This window comes from Nocardia sp. CY41 (assembly GCF_009829325.1).
Lineage (GTDB): Bacteria > Actinomycetota > Actinomycetes > Mycobacteriales > Mycobacteriaceae > Nocardia.
The window spans coordinates 88,551-104,596 of sequence record NZ_VUOS01000017.1; the positions used below are offsets into that span (position 1 = coordinate 88,551).

Genomic DNA, 16,046 nt, shown 5'->3' on the forward strand with positions numbered 1-16,046 from the left:
AAGCACGCGAATGTGGAGGTTCGGTTGATGGCGCGTGGTAGAGGCCAGTTTGGAAAGTGAGTGGGAGATGCGTGACGCCGCTAGGTCCGGCAGCAGCCGCTGGGCTCTGGGCAACTGGGACCTGCGCTGGAAGGTGACGGCGGTACTCGCCGTGCCTCTGGCGGTCGCGGTCGGGCTCGGCGTGTCCAGGATCTCGTCGGAGTTCGCGGAGTCGAACCGGCTCGCCGACATCTCGGAGAACGTCGCCGCGATCCCATCGGTCACCGCGCTCAGCGCGCAGACCGCCACCACCGCGGGCTCGCAGATGATCTCGCTGGGGACCAACCAGTCCGTGGTGACCGACCAGAACCTCGCGGATCTGGACAAGGCGATCGCCAACGCCGAGAAGGCGGTCGCCAAACTCGACGGCGTGCCCGGCGCGCGCGAGGCCATCGACAGCATGCTCACCCAGGCCAAGGGCGTGCGTGCCCAGGGCAAATCGGTCTCCACCGGCCCGCCCGCGGACACCCTCGCGTTGATCGACCGCGTCCGCAACGACAGCGTCCGGATCGTCGAGACCACGGTCGGCCAGGTCAGCGACACCGCCGTGGACGCGGCCAAGCTGCGGCTGGTCGACTCGCTCAACACCCGCGCCACCCTGGTCAGCGAGCTCGCCGCCTTCCCCGAGGTGCTGCGCTCCCAGCAGGCCGGCGTCCAGAACTTCCTCATCGCCTCGAACACCGAGCGCGCGCTGCTCAACGTGCTCGCGCACCGTTTCTCCGACGGCGACACCTCCATCGCGGACCTGCGCGCGGGCATCGACACCAGAATCGCGCTGCTCACCAGCCCGCAGTCGCAGGCGGGCCAGCTCCCCGTCGGCGACCTGAAGAAGTCGCTGACCGACAGCCTCGCGGTCTACGAACACGTCGTCGGCAAGGCGACCAAGGACATCGACTCCGCGATGCACTCGCTGGTGACCACCGCCCAGCGCGACGCGTGGACCTACACCGCGGTCGTCATCGCGACCATCCTCGCCGCGCTGCTGCTCGCGGTCTTCGTGGCCCGCTCGATGATCGTGCCGCTGCACCGGCTGCGTTTGGCCGCGCTGCGGGTGGCCGAGAGCGACCTGCCGCACGAGGTCGCCCAGCTCCGCAACGGCGCGTCGCCGGAAGAGGTGCCGCTGGAGCCGATGCCGGTGCGCAGCACCGAGGAGATCGGTCAGCTGGCCCGCGCCGTCGACGACATCCACGGCCAGGCGCTGCGTCTTGCGAGTGACCAGGCGAAGATGCGTTCGCAGGTCAACGACATGTTCGAGACCCTGGCGCGGCGGTCCAAATCGCTCGTCGACCATCAGCTCACCCTCATCGAGGCGATGGAGTACGACGAGAAGGACCCGCGCCTGCTGGAGAACCTCTTCCGGCTGGACCATCTCGCCGCCCGCATGCGCCGTAACGGCGACAACCTGCTGATTCTCGCCGGTACCAGGCAGCGGCGCGCCAAGTCCGCCCCGGTGGAGATCGCCGACGTGCTGCGCGCCGCGATCTCCGAGGTCGAAGACTACGAGCGCGTGAAGCTCGGCGCCACGCCGCGCGGCTCGCTCAAGGAACCCGCCGCCTCCGATCTCGCGCACCTGTTCGCCGAGCTGCTGGACAACGCGCTGCGTGCCTCGCCGCCGGAGACCGACGTCAAGTTCACCTTCGCGCAGGCGCACGATCAGGGCCTGCTCATCGAGGTGGCCGACCGCGGCATCGGTATGCCGCCCGCCGAGATGGCCGACATCAACCGCCGCTTGGAGCAGACCGCCGAGCCGGGCCCGGACACGGCCCGCCACATGGGCCTGTTCGTGGTCGGCAGGCTGGCCGAGCGGCACGGTCTCACCGTGCGGTTGCGCCCGACCTTCGACACCGCGCGCGATCCCGGCGTGACGGTGACCGTGCACGTGCCGGTCGGATTGATCGTCGCGGGCAAGCCGAGCGCGGGGCAGCCCGTCACCCCGCAGCCTTCGCCGCAGGCCGCCGCTCCACAGCGTCCGTCGGCGCCGTCGTCTATGCAGATGCGGGCCGTCCAGCGGACTCCTGGGGGCAATGTCATGGTCACTGTCGATCCCGGGGTGAGCGGTCCGATTCCGGCCGCCAGCGCCAAGCCCACCGGCTCGCCCAGCGGGCCGATCCCCACCGGTCCCGGCGGACTGCCGCAGCGGCAGCCGGGTTCGGCGATGTCGTCGTCGGGCATGCGCTCCGAGACGCAGCAGTCGGCGACGAGCCTGCGGCCCGCGTCGGGACAGCCTGCGCCGAGCGGTCCGCAGCGGGGCAAGCTCGCCGCGGCCAATCTGCCCAAGCGCACCCTCAGCCCCGGCGGTCCGCCGCCGCGCCAGCCCGGTGGTCCCGCGGAGCAGTCCGGTACCGGACTGCCGCCGCGGGATCCGAGCTCCGGCGAACTGCCCGTGCGTCAGCCGGGCGCCAATGGTGTGCCGCAGCCGAGCACCGGCCTTCCGCAGCGCCAGCCCGGCACCAATGGAGCGCCGTCGCGGGACGCGTCGAACGGCCTGCCGCAGCGCGATGCGGCGAGTGGCCTTCCCCAGCGGGAGTCCGGTCTGAGTGGTCTTCCGCAGCGCGAGTCCGCCTCCGGTAGCCTGCCGCAGCGTGAGTCGGCGGGTGGCCTGCCGTCGCGTGAGCCGGGTCCGACCGGCCTACCCCAGCGGCAGCCGGGTGCGAACGGTGTGCCGCAGCGTGAGTCGGCGACAGGTGGTCTGCCGCAGCGCGAGCCGACCTCGGGTGGTCTGCCGTCGCGTGAGTCGGCGTTGGGTGGTCTGCCGTCGCGTGAGTCGGCGTTGGGTGGTTTGCCGCAGCGTGAGTCGGGCGCGAGTGGTTTGCCGTCGCGTGAGTCGGGCTCGACCGGTTTGCCGTCGCGTGAGTCGGCGTTGGGTGGTTTGCCGCAGCGCGAGTCGGGCGCGAGTGGTTTGCCGTCGCGTGAGCCGGGCTCGACCGGTTTGCCGTCGCGTGAGTCGGCGTTGGGTGGTTTGCCGCAGCGCGAGCCGGGCTCCACCGGTCTGCCGCCGCGGCAGCCGGCGCCGAACCTTCCGCAGCGCGACGCCGCACCCGGTGGTCTGCCGCAGCGTGAACCGGGCAGTGGTTTCCCGCAGCGGGATTCCGGCGCCCACCATCTTCCGCAGCATGCGTCGGGGAACGGCTTGCCGCAGCGTGAGCCGGGCTCCGGTGCGCTGCCCGCCGTCAACGGCCTGCCGCAACGGGACTCGGCCGCGAGCGGTTTGCCGCAGCGTGAGTCGGCGGGTGGTCTGCCGCAGCGCGAGCCCGGCGCCGTGAACGGTCTACCGCAGCGTCCGCCCGCACCGTCGGGTCCGCCGCAGCGCGAGAGCGGTCTCACCGGTCTGCCGCAGCGGCAGCCGGGCGCCCAAGCGCCGCAGCGCCAGCCGGTGCCGCCGGGCATCGCACTGCCGCAGCGTGATCGCGGTGGCCAGCACGCCGCGAGCGGAGAGCAGCCCGCCACGCCGCCGGGCCGCGATCCCGGTAAGCACAGCTTCCGGTCCAATCCGGCCAAGACGGCCTCGTTCTTCCAGACCAGGCTGCAGCCGGCGGAGGAGCCGGGGGCGTCGATGGGCGGAACGCCGATCTTCGCCGAGATGATGTCGGCGTGGCTGTCGGATCCCAACGCGGATAGGTCTCAGGTGGCCGCCTCCTTCGAGTCGCCGGGTGACGAAGGTTGGCAAGCGGCTCGCCGCGCCAGCGAGGCCCAGCCCGAGACGAAAACGGCGGCGGGCTTGCCGCAACGCAATCCGGGCGGAAGGCTTGTCCCCGGCGGCGTCAGCGGTGCGGCGGATCGGGCGCCGCGCCGTGACCCAGAAACGATCAGGTCCAGCTTGAGTCGTCACCAGCAGGGCGTCCGGGATGGCCGCGCAATGAGAGCAATGAACCTAACCGGAGATAAAGGAGACCGATGAACCCCGATCTAGGTGGTACGAATCGTCAGCTGGATTGGCTGGTTTCGAACTTTGCCAACGAGGTTCCTGGCGTAGCCCATGCCGTCCTGGTCTCGGCGGACGGCCTACTCATGGCCGCGAGTGCCCAGCTGCCCGTCGACCGCGCCGAACAGCTCTCGGCCGTCACGGCCGGTCTGGCGAGCCTGTCAGTCGGCGTCTCGAACCTGTTCGAGGGTGGCACCGTGCTGCAGTCCGTCGTCGAGATGGAGCACGGTTACCTGCTACTCATGGCTGTCGGCGACGGTTCCTATCTCGCGGTGCTGACCAACACTTCGTGTGACATCGGTCAGGTCGGCTACGAGATGGCTCTGTTGGTCGAGCGGGTTGGCCAGACTGTTCAGGCCACACCACGCGTCACGATGGGTTCCTGATGGTGGGATGGACATAGAAGATCACCGCGTGGGGAGCGCCGAGCCGAGCCTCGTTCGCCCATACTCGCTGACCGCAGGCCGAACCAGGCCCGCGGTCGAGTTGGCGTTGGAGGCTCTCGTCGCATCGCATCCGGTCGCCCTGGAGCGGCAGTTCGAACTGACCAACATCGAGACGTCAATCGTGGAGTTGTGCAGAGAATCGCCGTCCGTTGCCGAGGTAGCAGCCCGATTGGGTATCCCTATCGGGGTGGCCCGTGTGCTCGTGGCCGATTTGATCGAGGCCGGGCACGTGCGCGTATCGGCGACTTTGAAAGACGATTCCAGCGACGATGAGCGTCGCGAGCTGATCGAAAGGGTTCTCAGTGGACTCCGGCGTATTTGATTCGACGGCGCAGGTCGACACTCGTACCAGCAAGCCAACATCGGCGAAGATCGTGGTCGCCGGTGGCTTCGGCGTCGGGAAGACCACGTTGGTCGGTGCTGTCTCGGAGATCGTTCCGCTGCGCACCGAGGCTTTGGTCACCAATGCCAGCGCCGGGATCGACAACCTGACCGGCATCCCGATGAAGTCGACCACCACCGTGGCGATGGACTTCGGCCGGATCAGTCTCGCCGACGATCTGGTGTTGTATCTGTTCGGCACGCCTGGCCAGTATCGATTCTGGTTCATGTGGGACGACCTGATCCGTGGCGCCATCGGTGCCGTCGTCCTGGTCGACACCCGCAGGCTGGAGGACAGCTTCGCGGCCGTCGACTACTTCGAAGCGCGCGGCCTGCCGTTCTTGGTGGCGCTCAACGAATTCGACGACGCACCGCGGTACCCGATCGAGGACATCCGGCAGGCACTCGCCGTGCCCGCCGATGTGCCGATCCTGTCCATCGATGCTCGTCGTCGTGAGCCGGCCAAGCAGGCGCTGGTCGCGCTCACCGAGTACGCGCTGCGCAAGGTGATGCAGGGCTACTGAGTGCTCCCGTGGTTCGCCGGGGCGCCGGGTAGAGCGGGATAGGCTCGACCGGTGCGCACTTCGGCGCGAGAGTTGCTGGAGCAACTACTCGACACGGACTCGTTCGTCAGCTGGGACCGGCCACCGGTGACGGTGGCCGCTTCCCCGCAGTATCGCGATGCGTTGCGGAAGGCGGCAGTCGCGGCAGGCACCGACGAATCGGTGCTGACCGGCGAAGGGTTGCTGCGTGGTCGGCGCGTGGCCGTGATCGCCTGCGAGTTCGGTTTCCTGGCCGGCTCGGTCGGCGTGGCGGCGGCGGAGCGGATCGTCTCGGCGGTGGAGCGCGCCACCGAGCTCGGGCTGCCGCTGGTCGCCTCGCCGACCTCCGGCGGGACCAGAATGCAGGAGGGCACCGTCGCCTTCGTGCAGATGGTGAAGATCGCGGGAGCGGTGGCGGCGCACAAGTCGGCGGGGCACCCCTACGTCGTCTACCTGCGCAACCCCACGATGGGCGGCGTCTTCGCGTCGTGGGGGTCATTGGGCCACATCACTTTCGCCGAACCCGGGGCGCTCATCGGCTTTCTCGGTCCACGGGTCTACCAGGCCTTGTACGGCAAGCCTTTCCCAGAAGGCGTGCAGACCGCGGAAAACCTGTATCGGCGTGGCGTTATCGACGGTGTTCTCACGATCTCCGTCTTCCGCCGCATCGCCCATCGCGCGTTGAGTGTGTTCAGTGGTGTCGAACTTCCCGAGACCGCTGCGACACAGCGGAATTCGGATCAAATCGCGACGCCGCCTGAGTCATCGGTGACGGATCGCGTCCCGGATGCGAATGTCTCCGGGGCAGAACGACATCAGCTCGACGAGCCGCGGATCGCCGCCGAGGGCAATCGGGTGTGGCAGTCGGTTCTGATCTCCCGCCGCCCGCAGCGTCCAGGCATCCGAGATCTGTTACGTCATGTGACGCAACGAGTTCCGCTCAGCGGCACCGGTCAGGGAGAATCCGATCGCACTGCCGTGCTCGCCCTCGGCCGTTTCCGCGGGCAGCCGTGCGTGGTGTTCGGGCACGACCGGCGTGGCCAACAGGGCGAGAACACCATGGGCCCGGCCGCGCTACGGGAGGCGCGGCGCAGTATGGCGCTTGCTCAGGAGTTGCGGCTGCCGCTGGTGTTGGTCATCGACACGGTGGGCGCGGCGCTGTCGAAGGAAGCCGAAGAGCGCGGGCTGGCGCCTGAGATCGCCCGTTGCATCGCGGACCTGGTGACACTGGATACCCCGACTGTCTCGGTGCTGCTCGGCCAGGGCACCGGTGGTGGCGCGCTGGCGCTGCTGCCCGCCGACCGGGTGCTCGCCGCCACGCACGCCTGGCTGGCCCCCCTGCCGCCGGAGGGCGCGAGCGCCATCGTCTTCCGCGACACCGATCATGCGGCGGAACTAGCTGCGGCACAACGGATCAGTGCCGCCGACCTGCTGGACGACGGTGTCGTAGACCGGATCGTGCCGGAGTTGCCCGACGCGGCGGACGAGCCGGTGGACTTCGCCCGCCGCATGGTCGCCGCGATCGCGCACGAGCTGGCGGCATTGCGCGCCCGGCCGGACGCGGAGTTGCTCGCGGCGCGACAGGCGCGGTACCGGCGGCTCGGCTTGCCCGGCCCGACCAGCTGACCGGCGGCACAGCCCTTACCCGCCCTTTCCCAGCAAATTGCAAGCCAACACACCCGAGGGCGTGATTGACGGTTCGCCGCCGCACTTCTACCGTCGGAATGTGACCTTCAAAAGCGAGACCAGCACCGTTCCCTCGATCGTGCTGAACGACGGGAACGTGATCCCGCAGCTCGGCTTCGGCGTGTTCCAGGTACCCGCCGAGGACGTCTTCCCGGTCGTCACCACCGCGCTCGAGGTTGGCTACCGCAGCATAGATACCGCTGCGATCTACGGAAACGAAGAGGGCACCGGCCGTGCGATCCGGGAATCCGGCCTGCCCCGCGACGAGATCTACGTCACCACCAAGCTGTGGAATTCCGACCAGGGTTACGACGCCACGCTGCGCGCGTTCGACGCCAGTCTGCAGCGGCTCGGCTTGGACTACCTCGACCTCTACCTCATCCACTGGCCGGTGGCCGCGGCCGACCGCTTCGTGGACACCTTCCGCGCCTTCCAGGCGCTGAAGTCGCAGGGCCGGGTGCGGTCGATCGGAGTCTCGAACTTCACGGTCGCGCATCTCCAGCGGCTCATCGCCGAGACCGGTGAGATCCCGGCGGTGAACCAGATCGAGCTGCACCCGCGGCTGGCGCAACCCGAGTTGCGCGAATTCCACGCCGCCAACGCGATCGCCACCGAGGCGTGGAGCCCGCTCGGACAAGGCACGGTGCTCGACGAAAGCGCCGTCACCGCGGTGGCCGCCGAGGTCGGCCGCACTCCGGCGCAAGTGATCATTCGCTGGCATCTGCAACTGGGCAACGTCGTCATCCCGAAGTCGGTGACGCCGTCGCGGATCGCGGAGAACTTCGACGTGTTCGGCTTCGAGCTGACCGCGGCGCAGATGGACGCGATCACCGCGCTGGACACCGGTTCGCGCACCGGAGGAGATCCGGACACGTTCACCATGGGCCTGATCGACTGACGATTCCGGTCGGCGGTGGGTCAGCGCAGTCCGAGATGTTCGGTGAGTTCGAGCGCCGCCGCGCGTCCCGCGCGATTGGCGCCGACCGTGCTGGCCGACGGTCCGTAGCCGATCAGATGGATGCGCGGATCGGCGGCCACCTGGGTGGCCAGTCGTCCCGACATCGTGACGCCGCCGCCGGGTCCACGCAATCGCAGTGGCGCCAGGTGGTCCAGCGCGCTGCGGAACCCCGTTGCCCACAGGATCACGTCCGCCCGCTGGAAGGTCCCGTCGGCCCATCGCACGCCGTCGGGCTCGATATGCTCGAACATGGGCAGGCGGGTGAGTACGCCGCGAGCCCGCGCCGCGCGTAACCGGTCGTCGAGCGGCAGGCCGGTGACCGAGACCACCGATCCCGGCGGCAACCCCCGCCGCACCCGGTCCTCGACCATCGCGACCGCGGCTCGCCCGTCCTCCTCGGTGAAGGCGCCTTCGCGGAAGCGCGGCGGTGTCCGCGTGACCCAGGTCGTGGTGGTGACGTGGGAGATCTCGTCGAGCAGCTGGACCGCCGAGATGCCGCCGCCGACCACCACGACGTGCTCGCCCGCGAATTCCTCGGCACTGCGGTAGTCGCGGGTGTGCAGCTGACGGCCCGCGAAGGTCTGCGCTCCGGGATAGTGCGGAACGAACGGATGCTCCCAGGTGCCGGTGCAGTTGATCAGGCCGCGTATCCGGAACGGACCCGCCACGTCGGTCTCCGCGTCGAGCACCGTGCCGCGTGCGCCCGCAGCGCCGTCCTCCGTGCGGTCACAGACCACGGTGACCGAGACCTGCCGGTGCACCCGCAGGTCGAACCGCTTCTCGTACAGCTCGTAGTAGTGCGGCACCGCCGAGGCCGCGGGCACGGAGGACGACCCCGGCGGCAAGGTCGCGGCGAACGACATACCGGGCAGATCGTGCACGCGGTTGACCGTGTCGAGGGTGAGGGAGGGCCAGCGGAACTGCCACGCGCCGCCGGGACCGGGAGACCGGTCGACCAGCAGGAAGTGCCGCTCGGGGCGCAACCCGAGGCGTTGGAGGTGATAACCGGCCGACAGTCCCGCCTGACCAGCGCCGATCACCAGGATGTCGAAGTCGGTCGGCACAGCCGGTGATCGTATCGCCCGGCGCGGAACAGACGGTCCGCTGTGGCAGAGTGAAAAGATCAGACGGACCGTTCAGTCGGGGAGGTCGCATGCTCGGGGTCAGCCGGGACGGTGACGTGGTCACCATCGAACTTCAGCGGGAAGAGCGCCGCAACGCGCTCAACCACGAACTCGTGACACTGCTGCGCGAGGCCGTGCTCGCCGCTGTCGCCGACCAGGCGCGCGTCATCGTCTTGACCGGGCACGGCCCGGTGTTCAGTGCGGGCGCCGATCTGTCCGGGGTGTACTCCGACGATTTCCTGTCCGGGTTGCTGGAAACGCTGCACACGATCGAATCGGCGCCGATCCCGGTGATTTCGGCGATCAACGGCGCTGCGATCGGCGCGGGCGTGCAGTTGGCGCTCGCTTCGGACCTGCGGGTGATCGCACCGGAGGCGTACATCGCGGTGCCGGCGGCGAAACTGGGCATCAGCGTGGATCGCTGGACCGTGCGCAGGCTGGCCGCCCTGATCGGCGGCGGTCCGGCGCGCACGGTGTTGCTGGGCGCCGAGCAGATCCCGGCCGAGGACGCCTATACCTTCGGGTTCGCCAACCGGATCGGCACGGTGGCCGACGCGCAGGCCTGGGCCAAGCAGATCGCGGCATTGGCCCCGTTGTCCCTGCGCCACATGAAGCTGGTGCTCAATGATGACGGAACGCGCGATCCGGAGACCGCGCAGCAGCGCGCGGCCCTGGAGGCCGCGTGGACGAGCGAGGATGCCAAGGAGGGTCGTTTGGCCAGACAGGAAAAGCGCCCGGCGAAGTTTGTGGGGCGATGATGGGCATCAGACGCGTCGCGGGCGCCGCGGCGGGCGCGCTCGGCATCACCTGGCTGGTCCGGGCGGTGTGGGACATCCCGTCGGCGATGGGCGCCTCGATCTCGGCCATCCAGCCGTACGCGGTGGGCGCGGCCACCTATCGCGACCGCCAGTTCCACAACACCGAGCCCAGTAACCAGGTGGTGGCGGGTTCGGCTCCCTCGCTGCTGGTCTCGGCACTGACCCGGCGCAATGCGGGCAGACCGCGGGGTCCGGTCCCACTGCGGACCCCGCAGCCGCCGGCCGAGGCGGCCGCTCTGGCCGTCACCTGGTACGGCCACGCCACGACGCTGGTCGAGGTCGACGGGTACCGGATTCTCACCGATCCGGTATGGAGCGAGCGGGTTTCGCCGTCGCCGCTGGTCGGACCCGCGCGCATGCATCCGGTGCCGCAGCCGCTGGCCGATCTGCCTCCGATCGACGCGGTGATCATCTCGCACGACCATTACGACCACCTGGACAAGGAGACCGTCCGGGAATTGGTGGCACGCCAGGACACGCCGTTCCTCGTTCCGATCGGCATCGGCGCCCACTTGCGGCACTGGGGTGTCCCGGACGAACGCATCGTCGAATTGGACTGGGGCGGTTCGGTGTCGCTCACCGACCTCGGCCGGGGCCGTGACGGCGCCGATCTGGTGCTCACCTGCACGGAGGCTCGGCACTTCTCTGGACGCGGCCTGCTGCGCAACACCACGCTGTGGGCCTCGTGGTCGATCGTCGGCCCGACCCGGCGGGTGTACTTCGGCGGCGACACCGGCTTCACGAAGGCGTTCGCCGAGGCCGGCGCGGCGCTCGGCCCGTTCGATCTGACGCTGCTGCCGATCGGCGCCTACGACGAGCGCTGGCCGGATGTGCATATGAACCCCGAGGAGGCGGTCCGGGCACACGCCGACCTGTGTGGCGGGAATCCCGGTCACGGACTGCTGGTGCCCATACACTGGGCCACCTTCAATCTCGCCTTCCACGGCTGGTCGGAGCCGGTCGCGCGGATGGTGGCCGCGGCGCAAGCGGCGGGCACGGGTGTCGCGGTGCCGATGCCCGGCGAACGTGTAAACCCGTCGAGCGCCCCACCTGCGGATTCTTGGTGGGAGAATATCGGGTGAAGCACTCCGGATAGTTGGCGACAGGAAGGATCACGGCGATGAGCTTCGCGGATACGGTCAAAGGCCTGGTCGACAAGGGGAAGGACGCGGCGGCCAAGAACGCCGACAAGATCAACCACGCGGTCGACAAGGCCGGTGATTTCATCGACCAGAAGACACACGGCAAGTACACGGACAAGATCGCCAAGGGCAAGGAGGCCGCCAAGAAGGTGGTTCCGCCCGATCAGTCCGGGCCGCACGCCTGAGTCCGCGGCGGAGACCTCCGCCGGGTCTCCGCCGCTACACTTCGGATATGGCGGCCCGCCGCGAGTTCGGTGGTATCGAGGTTGACCTGAGCAACCTCGACAAGGTGCTGTACCCGGCCACCGGAACCACGAAAGGCGAAGTGGTCGCCTACTATTCGGCGATCGCGCCCGCCATGCTTCCGCACATCGCCGGGCGGGCGGTGACCCGCAAGCGCTGGCCGAACGGCGTCGATGAGCCGTCCTTCTTCGAGAAGAATCTCCCGTCGCATGCCCCGTCGTGGATCGAGCGGCGGGCCTTGCGGCATTCCGATCGCAAGGTCGTCTACCCGCTGATCGATTCCGAGGCGGGACTGGCTTGGCTGGCGCAGCAGGCCGCGTTGGAAGTCCATGTGCCGCAGTGGCGATTCGACGGTGCCGACATGGGTCCTGCGACCAGGTTGGTCTTCGATCTGGATCCCGGGGAGGGGATCGGGCTCGCCGAATGCGCCGAGGTGGCGCTGGCGGTGCGCGAGATGGTCGAGGGCATCGGCCTGCGCGCCTTCCCGGTGACCAGTGGCAGCAAGGGCATCCACCTGTATGTGCCGCTGGATCGCGACCTGAGCTCCGACGGCGCGTCCACGGTGGCGAAACAGGTGGCCACGAATCTGCAACGGCTGCGTCCGGACCTGGTCACGGCGACGATGGCGAAGGCGGCGCGCGGCGGCAAGGTCTTCTTGGACTGGAGCCAGAACAACGCCGCGAAGACCACCATCGCGCCCTACTCGATGCGGGGGCGGCCGGAGCCGAATGCCGCTGCGCCACGCACTTGGGAGGAGATCGAGAATCCCGAGAAGCTGCGGCAGTTGCGGTTCGACGAGGTGCTGGCCAGATACCGTTCCGACGGCGATCTGCTCGCCGAACTGGATACCGCACCGGCGCAGGGCGATTCGTCCGGGGCTGCTTCCGACGCGTTGACGAAGTACCGCTCGATGCGCGACCCGTCCCGCACGCCCGAGCCGGTTCCGGCGCAGGCGCCCGCGCCGGGGGAGAACAATCGCTACGTCGTGCAAGAGCATCACGCGCGGCGCCTGCACTGGGATGTGCGGCTGGAGCGCGACGGGGTGCTGGTGTCCTGGGCGGTGCCGAAGGGCCCGCCGACCTCGCCCGAGCAGAACCGCCTCGCCGTGCACACCGAGGACCATCCGATGGAGTATCTCGACTTCCACGGCGCCATCCCGAAGGGCGAGTACGGCGGGGGCGAGATGACGATCTGGGACTCCGGCACCTACGAGACCGAGAAGTGGCGCGACGACGAGGTCATCGTTCGCTTCCACGGCAGGCGGCTCACCGGCCGGTACGCGCTGATCCAGACCAACGGCAACCAATGGCTGATGCATGTGATGCGTGCACAGAACGGAGCCGAACAGCAGGAGGAGGAGCCGGACGAACCGCAGGGCCGGATCATCCGTCCGTCCGGCGGGCCCGCGCCGCTGCCACGCGGTCTGTCACCGATGCTCGCGACGCACGGTGACGTCGCCGAACTCGGCGCCGCCGAGTGGTGCTTCGAGACCAAGTGGGACGGCTTCCGGCTGATCGCCGAGATCGAGTCCGGCGCGATGACGCTGCGCAGCCGGGCGGGCCACGTCGTGACCGACCGCTATCCCGGCATCGCGGCGTTGCGGCGGGAGTTGTCCGGACATCAGGTGGTGCTGGATGGTGAGGCCGTCGTTTTCGACGATCACGGCGTCGCGAACCTGGGTCTGTTGCAGGCCGATGCGGCGCGGGCGGTGTTCGTCGCTTTCGACGTGCTGTACCTGGACGGCACCTCGCTGCTGCGCAAGCGCTACGCCGACCGCCGCAGGGTGCTGGAGGCGCTCGCCGCCAACGCGCCGTCGCTGGTCGTGCCCCCGCGCCTGGACGGCTCGGGCGCCGACGCCTTGCGCTACAGCCAGCAGCACGGGCTCGAAGGTGTGGTCGCCAAGCGCAAGGACTCGGTGTATCTGCCGGGCAAGCGCGGGCATGCCTGGGTGAAGCAGCGCAACTGGCGCACGCAGCGGGTGCTGATCGGCGGATGGCGGCGCAGCTCGGCGCGGGAATTCAAGTCCTTGCTGGTCGGCATTCCGCACGACGGGCGGCTGGTCTACGTCGGACGGGTCGGCACCGGGTTCGACGACTCGGACCTGCGGGCGCTGGCCGCGCGGCTGCGCCCGCTGGAACGCAAGACATCGCCGTTCGACAACGACCTGACCGCCGAGGAACGCAAGGAAGCGGTGTGGGTGACGCCGAAACTCGGTGGCACCGTGCGCTTCATGAACTGGACCGAGACGGGCCGGTTGTGGCACCCGGCGTGGCTCGGTGCTGGGTAGGGTTGTCTCGCGGTGGTTCTCAGCGCGAGACGAGGAGTGCACGGTGGACTTCAAGAACCTGGCGGGCAAGGCGATGGACTTGGCCCAGAAGAACGCGGACAAGCTGGACGCGGTGATCGACAAGGCGGGCGATCTCGTCGACGAGAAGACGGGCAAGAAGTTCGCAAGCCAGGTCGACGCCGCCCAGGACGCGGCCAAGAAAGCCTTGCGGGAGCAGTGAGCGTCGAACGGGACCCGGCCGTGGCCGGGTCCCGTCGGGTCAGTTGGCGCCGGCGAGCAGCGGTGTGATGGTCGCGATGTCGGTCACCAGTGCGTGGCCCTGGAACTCGAAGTCGGCGTAAGCCCGCGCCATGGCCTCCTTGTCCCGGCCGCCCACCGCATCGCTGATCACCACCGGCACGAAGCCGAGATCGGTGGAATGCGTGACCGTGGGGGCGATGCCGATCTCCAGCGCGACGCCCGCGATGGCGTAGGCGCCGATGCGCAGGTCGCGCAGCATCGAGGCCAGCGGAGTCCCTTCGAAGGCCGACATCGACGTCTTGTCGAACACCACCTCGTCCGTGCGCGGCCGCAGCTCGGGAACCAGTTCGAAGGCCGGAGTGTCGCGCTGCAGGATGAAGCGCACCTCGTCCACCGAATCCACTTGCTGCCAGCTCATGGCCATGCGCAGCGCGAAGGTTCCGCTCAGGCGTTCGGGCAGGAAGAAATGGCGCAGGAAGACCACGGGGTAGCCGCCCGAGCGCGCCGCGTCGACCACGCCGACCACGCGCTCGATGATCTCCGGCCCGTCCGGCAACTGGCTGAGCACGCCGACCTGCATGTCGTAGACGATCACCGCCATTCGGTCCGGGGCGCACACGTCGGCGAGTCCCTCGGGGATGTCCAGTCCGTTGCCATGCCGCATGCTCGGCTACTCCTGTTCGTTGCGCTCGCGCTGCGAGGGGGGTGACCCCGGACAGCTATTCGATTGCGCTGGGGGCGTTTTGGCCAACACTGTAGCCAGCCGGGCGGACACCCGCGGCGGTGGGTGTGACCTGCGATCGACCGTTGCCGGGCCGGTCGGCCCGGCAGTACCGTGGAGTTCAGGAGGTCAGGTGAGCCCCGCCGCACCGGGGGACCCACCGCCTCGCCGGGACTGGGGAGGCCCTGATGAAGGATGTTCACGCAGCGCCTGTCATCGCGCAGGCGAGCAACCGCCCCGTGTGCACGGTGATCCTGGGGATCATTCTGTCCGCGTTGATCGTGCTGGCCGCTGTCCCAGCGGCACACGCCGAGCTACCGCCGCCGGACCACGACCCGTTCTACGCGGCTCCCGCCGACCTCGCGCGCTATGGCAACGGCGCCGTGCTGGATTCCCGCCCCATCGCGTTGTTCGGACTGCCTCTGCCGATTTCGGCGTGGCAGGTGAAGTATCGCACCACCGACGCGGGCGACGATCCCGTAGCCGACGTGGCGACCGTGCTGGTGCCGATGCTGCCGTGGTTCGGCCCGGGCGCCCGGCCCCTGCTGTCGTATCAGGTGCCCGAGGACAGTCTGGGCACGCGGTGCGCACCGTCGTTCGCGCTGCGCGGCGGCTGGGACACCGGCGCGGTGAACACGGTGATCGATACGCCGTTCATGGCCGAGGCGCTACGCCGCGGGTGGGCGGTGGTGGCCAGTGACTACGAGGGGCCGCGATCCCGGTTCCTGGACGGAGTGAACTCCGGACGCGGTGTGCTGGACGGCATCCGTGCGGCGCGTGATCTTCCGCAGGCCGGACTCGGACCCGCGACGCCGATCGGCGCCTGGGGCTACTCCGGCGGCGCGTTCGCCACGTTGTGGGCCGCGCAGTTGCAGCCGGAGTACGCCCCGGACGTCCGGTTCGCGGGAATCACCTCGGGTGGCGTTCCCGCGGACTGGCCCGCCATCGCTCGCGAGGCGGACGGCACCGTGCAGGCCGGGCTGGCGTTGCTGATCGTGTTCGCGCTCGCCCGAAACGATCCCGGTAACGGCGTGCTGGAGTTGCTCAACGATCGGGGGCGTGCGGCGCTGGCCGAGAATGCCACCATGTGCGGATCCGACCTGGTGCCGAAATACGTCGGCGCGTGGGTGGACGACTTCGCCGTCGTCCCGGACCTGCTGAAACATCCGATTTTCCGCGCCGCGACCGACGCCCAGGAACTCGGCGGCAGCGCGCCGGAGACGCCGATGTACCTGTACCACAGCCTGACCGACGACGTGATCCCCGTCGCGGGCTTCACCGACCTGATCGGCCGGTACTGCGCGCAGGGAGCGTCGATCACCTCGGTGCACTCGATGCTGCCCACCCACAACCCGGCGGCGATCGGTGAGGCGCCGGGTGCGATGAACTTCCTCGCCGATCGGTTCGCGGGACTACCGGTGATCCCCGGGTGTCGTGAGCGATAAGTGGACGACCGCTTGTCGTCGGTGACGGTCCGGAACAACGGAGCCCTCGACG

General features: G+C 69.2%; 14 protein-coding genes. 12 read left to right on the forward strand and 2 right to left on the reverse strand.

The genetic code is table 11. The annotated features are described in order from the left end of the window. Positions 1–67: 67 nt before the first annotated feature. From GVY64_RS19370 to GVY64_RS19395, 6 genes are all read left to right on the forward strand, one after another. Positions 68–3,937, forward strand: a complete 3,870-nt coding sequence (locus GVY64_RS19370) for a sensor histidine kinase (RefSeq protein WP_159843357.1) — start codon at positions 68–70, stop codon at positions 3,935–3,937. Beyond that, on the forward strand, positions 3,934–4,347 hold the full coding sequence (locus GVY64_RS19375) for a roadblock/LC7 domain-containing protein (protein WP_011207200.1): 414 nt from the start codon (positions 3,934–3,936) through the stop codon (positions 4,345–4,347). The genes GVY64_RS19370 and GVY64_RS19375 overlap by 4 nt, the downstream gene beginning before the upstream one ends. 7 nt (positions 4,348–4,354) lie before the next feature. After that, positions 4,355–4,729, forward strand: a complete 375-nt coding sequence (locus tag GVY64_RS19380) for a DUF742 domain-containing protein (protein WP_014981573.1) — start codon at positions 4,355–4,357, stop codon at positions 4,727–4,729. After that, positions 4,710–5,312 (forward strand): GTP-binding protein, encoded by a 603-nt coding sequence (locus GVY64_RS19385; RefSeq protein WP_174186021.1) that lies wholly within the window; start codon positions 4,710–4,712, stop codon positions 5,310–5,312. The genes GVY64_RS19380 and GVY64_RS19385 overlap by 20 nt, the downstream gene beginning before the upstream one ends. A gap of 51 nt (positions 5,313–5,363) precedes the next feature. After that, on the forward strand, positions 5,364–6,956 hold the full coding sequence (locus tag GVY64_RS19390) for an acetyl-coenzyme A carboxylase carboxyl transferase subunits beta/alpha (protein WP_159843358.1): 1,593 nt from the start codon (positions 5,364–5,366) through the stop codon (positions 6,954–6,956). 100 nt (positions 6,957–7,056) lie between these two features. After that, positions 7,057–7,914, forward strand: a complete 858-nt coding sequence (locus tag GVY64_RS19395) for an aldo/keto reductase (protein WP_159843359.1) — start codon at positions 7,057–7,059, stop codon at positions 7,912–7,914. A 20-nt stretch (positions 7,915–7,934) separates the two neighbouring features. Here the strand turns inward: GVY64_RS19395 and GVY64_RS19400 are convergent, their stop codons facing one another. Then, the gene (locus GVY64_RS19400) at positions 7,935–9,038 is read right to left on the reverse strand and encodes an NAD(P)-binding domain-containing protein (protein WP_159843360.1); all 1,104 of its coding nucleotides are present in this window, start codon (positions 9,036–9,038) and stop codon (positions 7,935–7,937) included. A gap of 89 nt (positions 9,039–9,127) precedes the next feature. Here GVY64_RS19400 and GVY64_RS19405 point away from each other — a divergent pair, with 89 nt between their 5' ends. From GVY64_RS19405 to GVY64_RS19425, 5 genes are read left to right on the forward strand one after another with little or no spacing between them, the layout of a single operon-like run. After that, the gene (locus GVY64_RS19405) at positions 9,128–9,856 is read left to right on the forward strand and encodes an enoyl-CoA hydratase (RefSeq protein WP_159843361.1); all 729 of its coding nucleotides are present in this window, start codon (positions 9,128–9,130) and stop codon (positions 9,854–9,856) included. Then, on the forward strand, positions 9,856–10,998 hold the full coding sequence (locus GVY64_RS19410) for an MBL fold metallo-hydrolase (protein WP_442939605.1): 1,143 nt from the start codon (positions 9,856–9,858) through the stop codon (positions 10,996–10,998). Before GVY64_RS19405 ends, GVY64_RS19410 begins: the two co-directional genes overlap by 1 nt. Before the next feature lie 38 nt (positions 10,999–11,036). Next, entirely contained in the window at positions 11,037–11,243 is a 207-nt protein-coding gene (locus tag GVY64_RS19415; RefSeq protein WP_063024726.1) for an antitoxin, read from the forward strand. Between the two features lie 47 nt (positions 11,244–11,290). Next, entirely contained in the window at positions 11,291–13,588 is a 2,298-nt protein-coding gene (locus GVY64_RS19420; protein ID WP_159843363.1) for an ATP-dependent DNA ligase, read from the forward strand. 43 nt (positions 13,589–13,631) lie between these two features. Then, complete coding sequence (locus tag GVY64_RS19425) at positions 13,632–13,808, forward strand: antitoxin (protein WP_236566990.1); 177 nt, start codon at positions 13,632–13,634, stop codon at positions 13,806–13,808. Positions 13,809–13,847: 39 nt separating this feature from the next. On the opposite strand, the gene GVY64_RS19430 is transcribed toward GVY64_RS19425, so the two are convergent. Continuing rightward, a complete protein-coding gene (locus tag GVY64_RS19430; RefSeq protein WP_159843364.1) occupies positions 13,848–14,492 on the reverse strand; it encodes a cysteine hydrolase family protein in 645 nt (214 codons plus the stop codon). A 245-nt stretch (positions 14,493–14,737) separates the two neighbouring features. Between GVY64_RS19430 and GVY64_RS19435 the strand changes: the two genes are divergently transcribed. Continuing rightward, on the forward strand, positions 14,738–15,994 hold the full coding sequence (locus GVY64_RS19435; RefSeq protein ID WP_159843366.1) for a lipase family protein: 1,257 nt from the start codon (positions 14,738–14,740) through the stop codon (positions 15,992–15,994). Positions 15,995–16,046 lie beyond the last annotated feature (52 nt).

What these genes read in the sequence shown, in the direction of transcription:
- GVY64_RS19370 (WP_159843357.1), top strand. Translation starts at nt 68, where the DNA reads ATGCGTGACGCCGCTAGGTCCGGCAGCAGCCGCTGGGCTCTGGGCAAC.
- GVY64_RS19405 (WP_159843361.1), top strand. Translation starts at nt 9,128, where the DNA reads ATGCTCGGGGTCAGCCGGGACGGTGACGTGGTCACCATCGAACTTCAG.
- GVY64_RS19375 (WP_011207200.1), top strand. Translation starts at nt 3,934, where the DNA reads ATGAACCCCGATCTAGGTGGTACGAATCGTCAGCTGGATTGGCTGGTT.
- GVY64_RS19380 (WP_014981573.1), top strand. Translation starts at nt 4,355, where the DNA reads ATGGACATAGAAGATCACCGCGTGGGGAGCGCCGAGCCGAGCCTCGTT.
- GVY64_RS19415 (WP_063024726.1), top strand. Translation starts at nt 11,037, where the DNA reads ATGAGCTTCGCGGATACGGTCAAAGGCCTGGTCGACAAGGGGAAGGAC.
- GVY64_RS19420 (WP_159843363.1), top strand. Translation starts at nt 11,291, where the DNA reads ATGGCGGCCCGCCGCGAGTTCGGTGGTATCGAGGTTGACCTGAGCAAC.
- GVY64_RS19435 (WP_159843366.1), top strand. Translation starts at nt 14,738, where the DNA reads ATGAAGGATGTTCACGCAGCGCCTGTCATCGCGCAGGCGAGCAACCGC.
- GVY64_RS19410 (WP_442939605.1), top strand. Translation starts at nt 9,856, where the DNA reads ATGGGCATCAGACGCGTCGCGGGCGCCGCGGCGGGCGCGCTCGGCATC.
- GVY64_RS19430 (WP_159843364.1), bottom strand. Translation starts at nt 14,492, where the DNA reads ATGCGGCATGGCAACGGACTGGACATCCCCGAGGGACTCGCCGACGTG.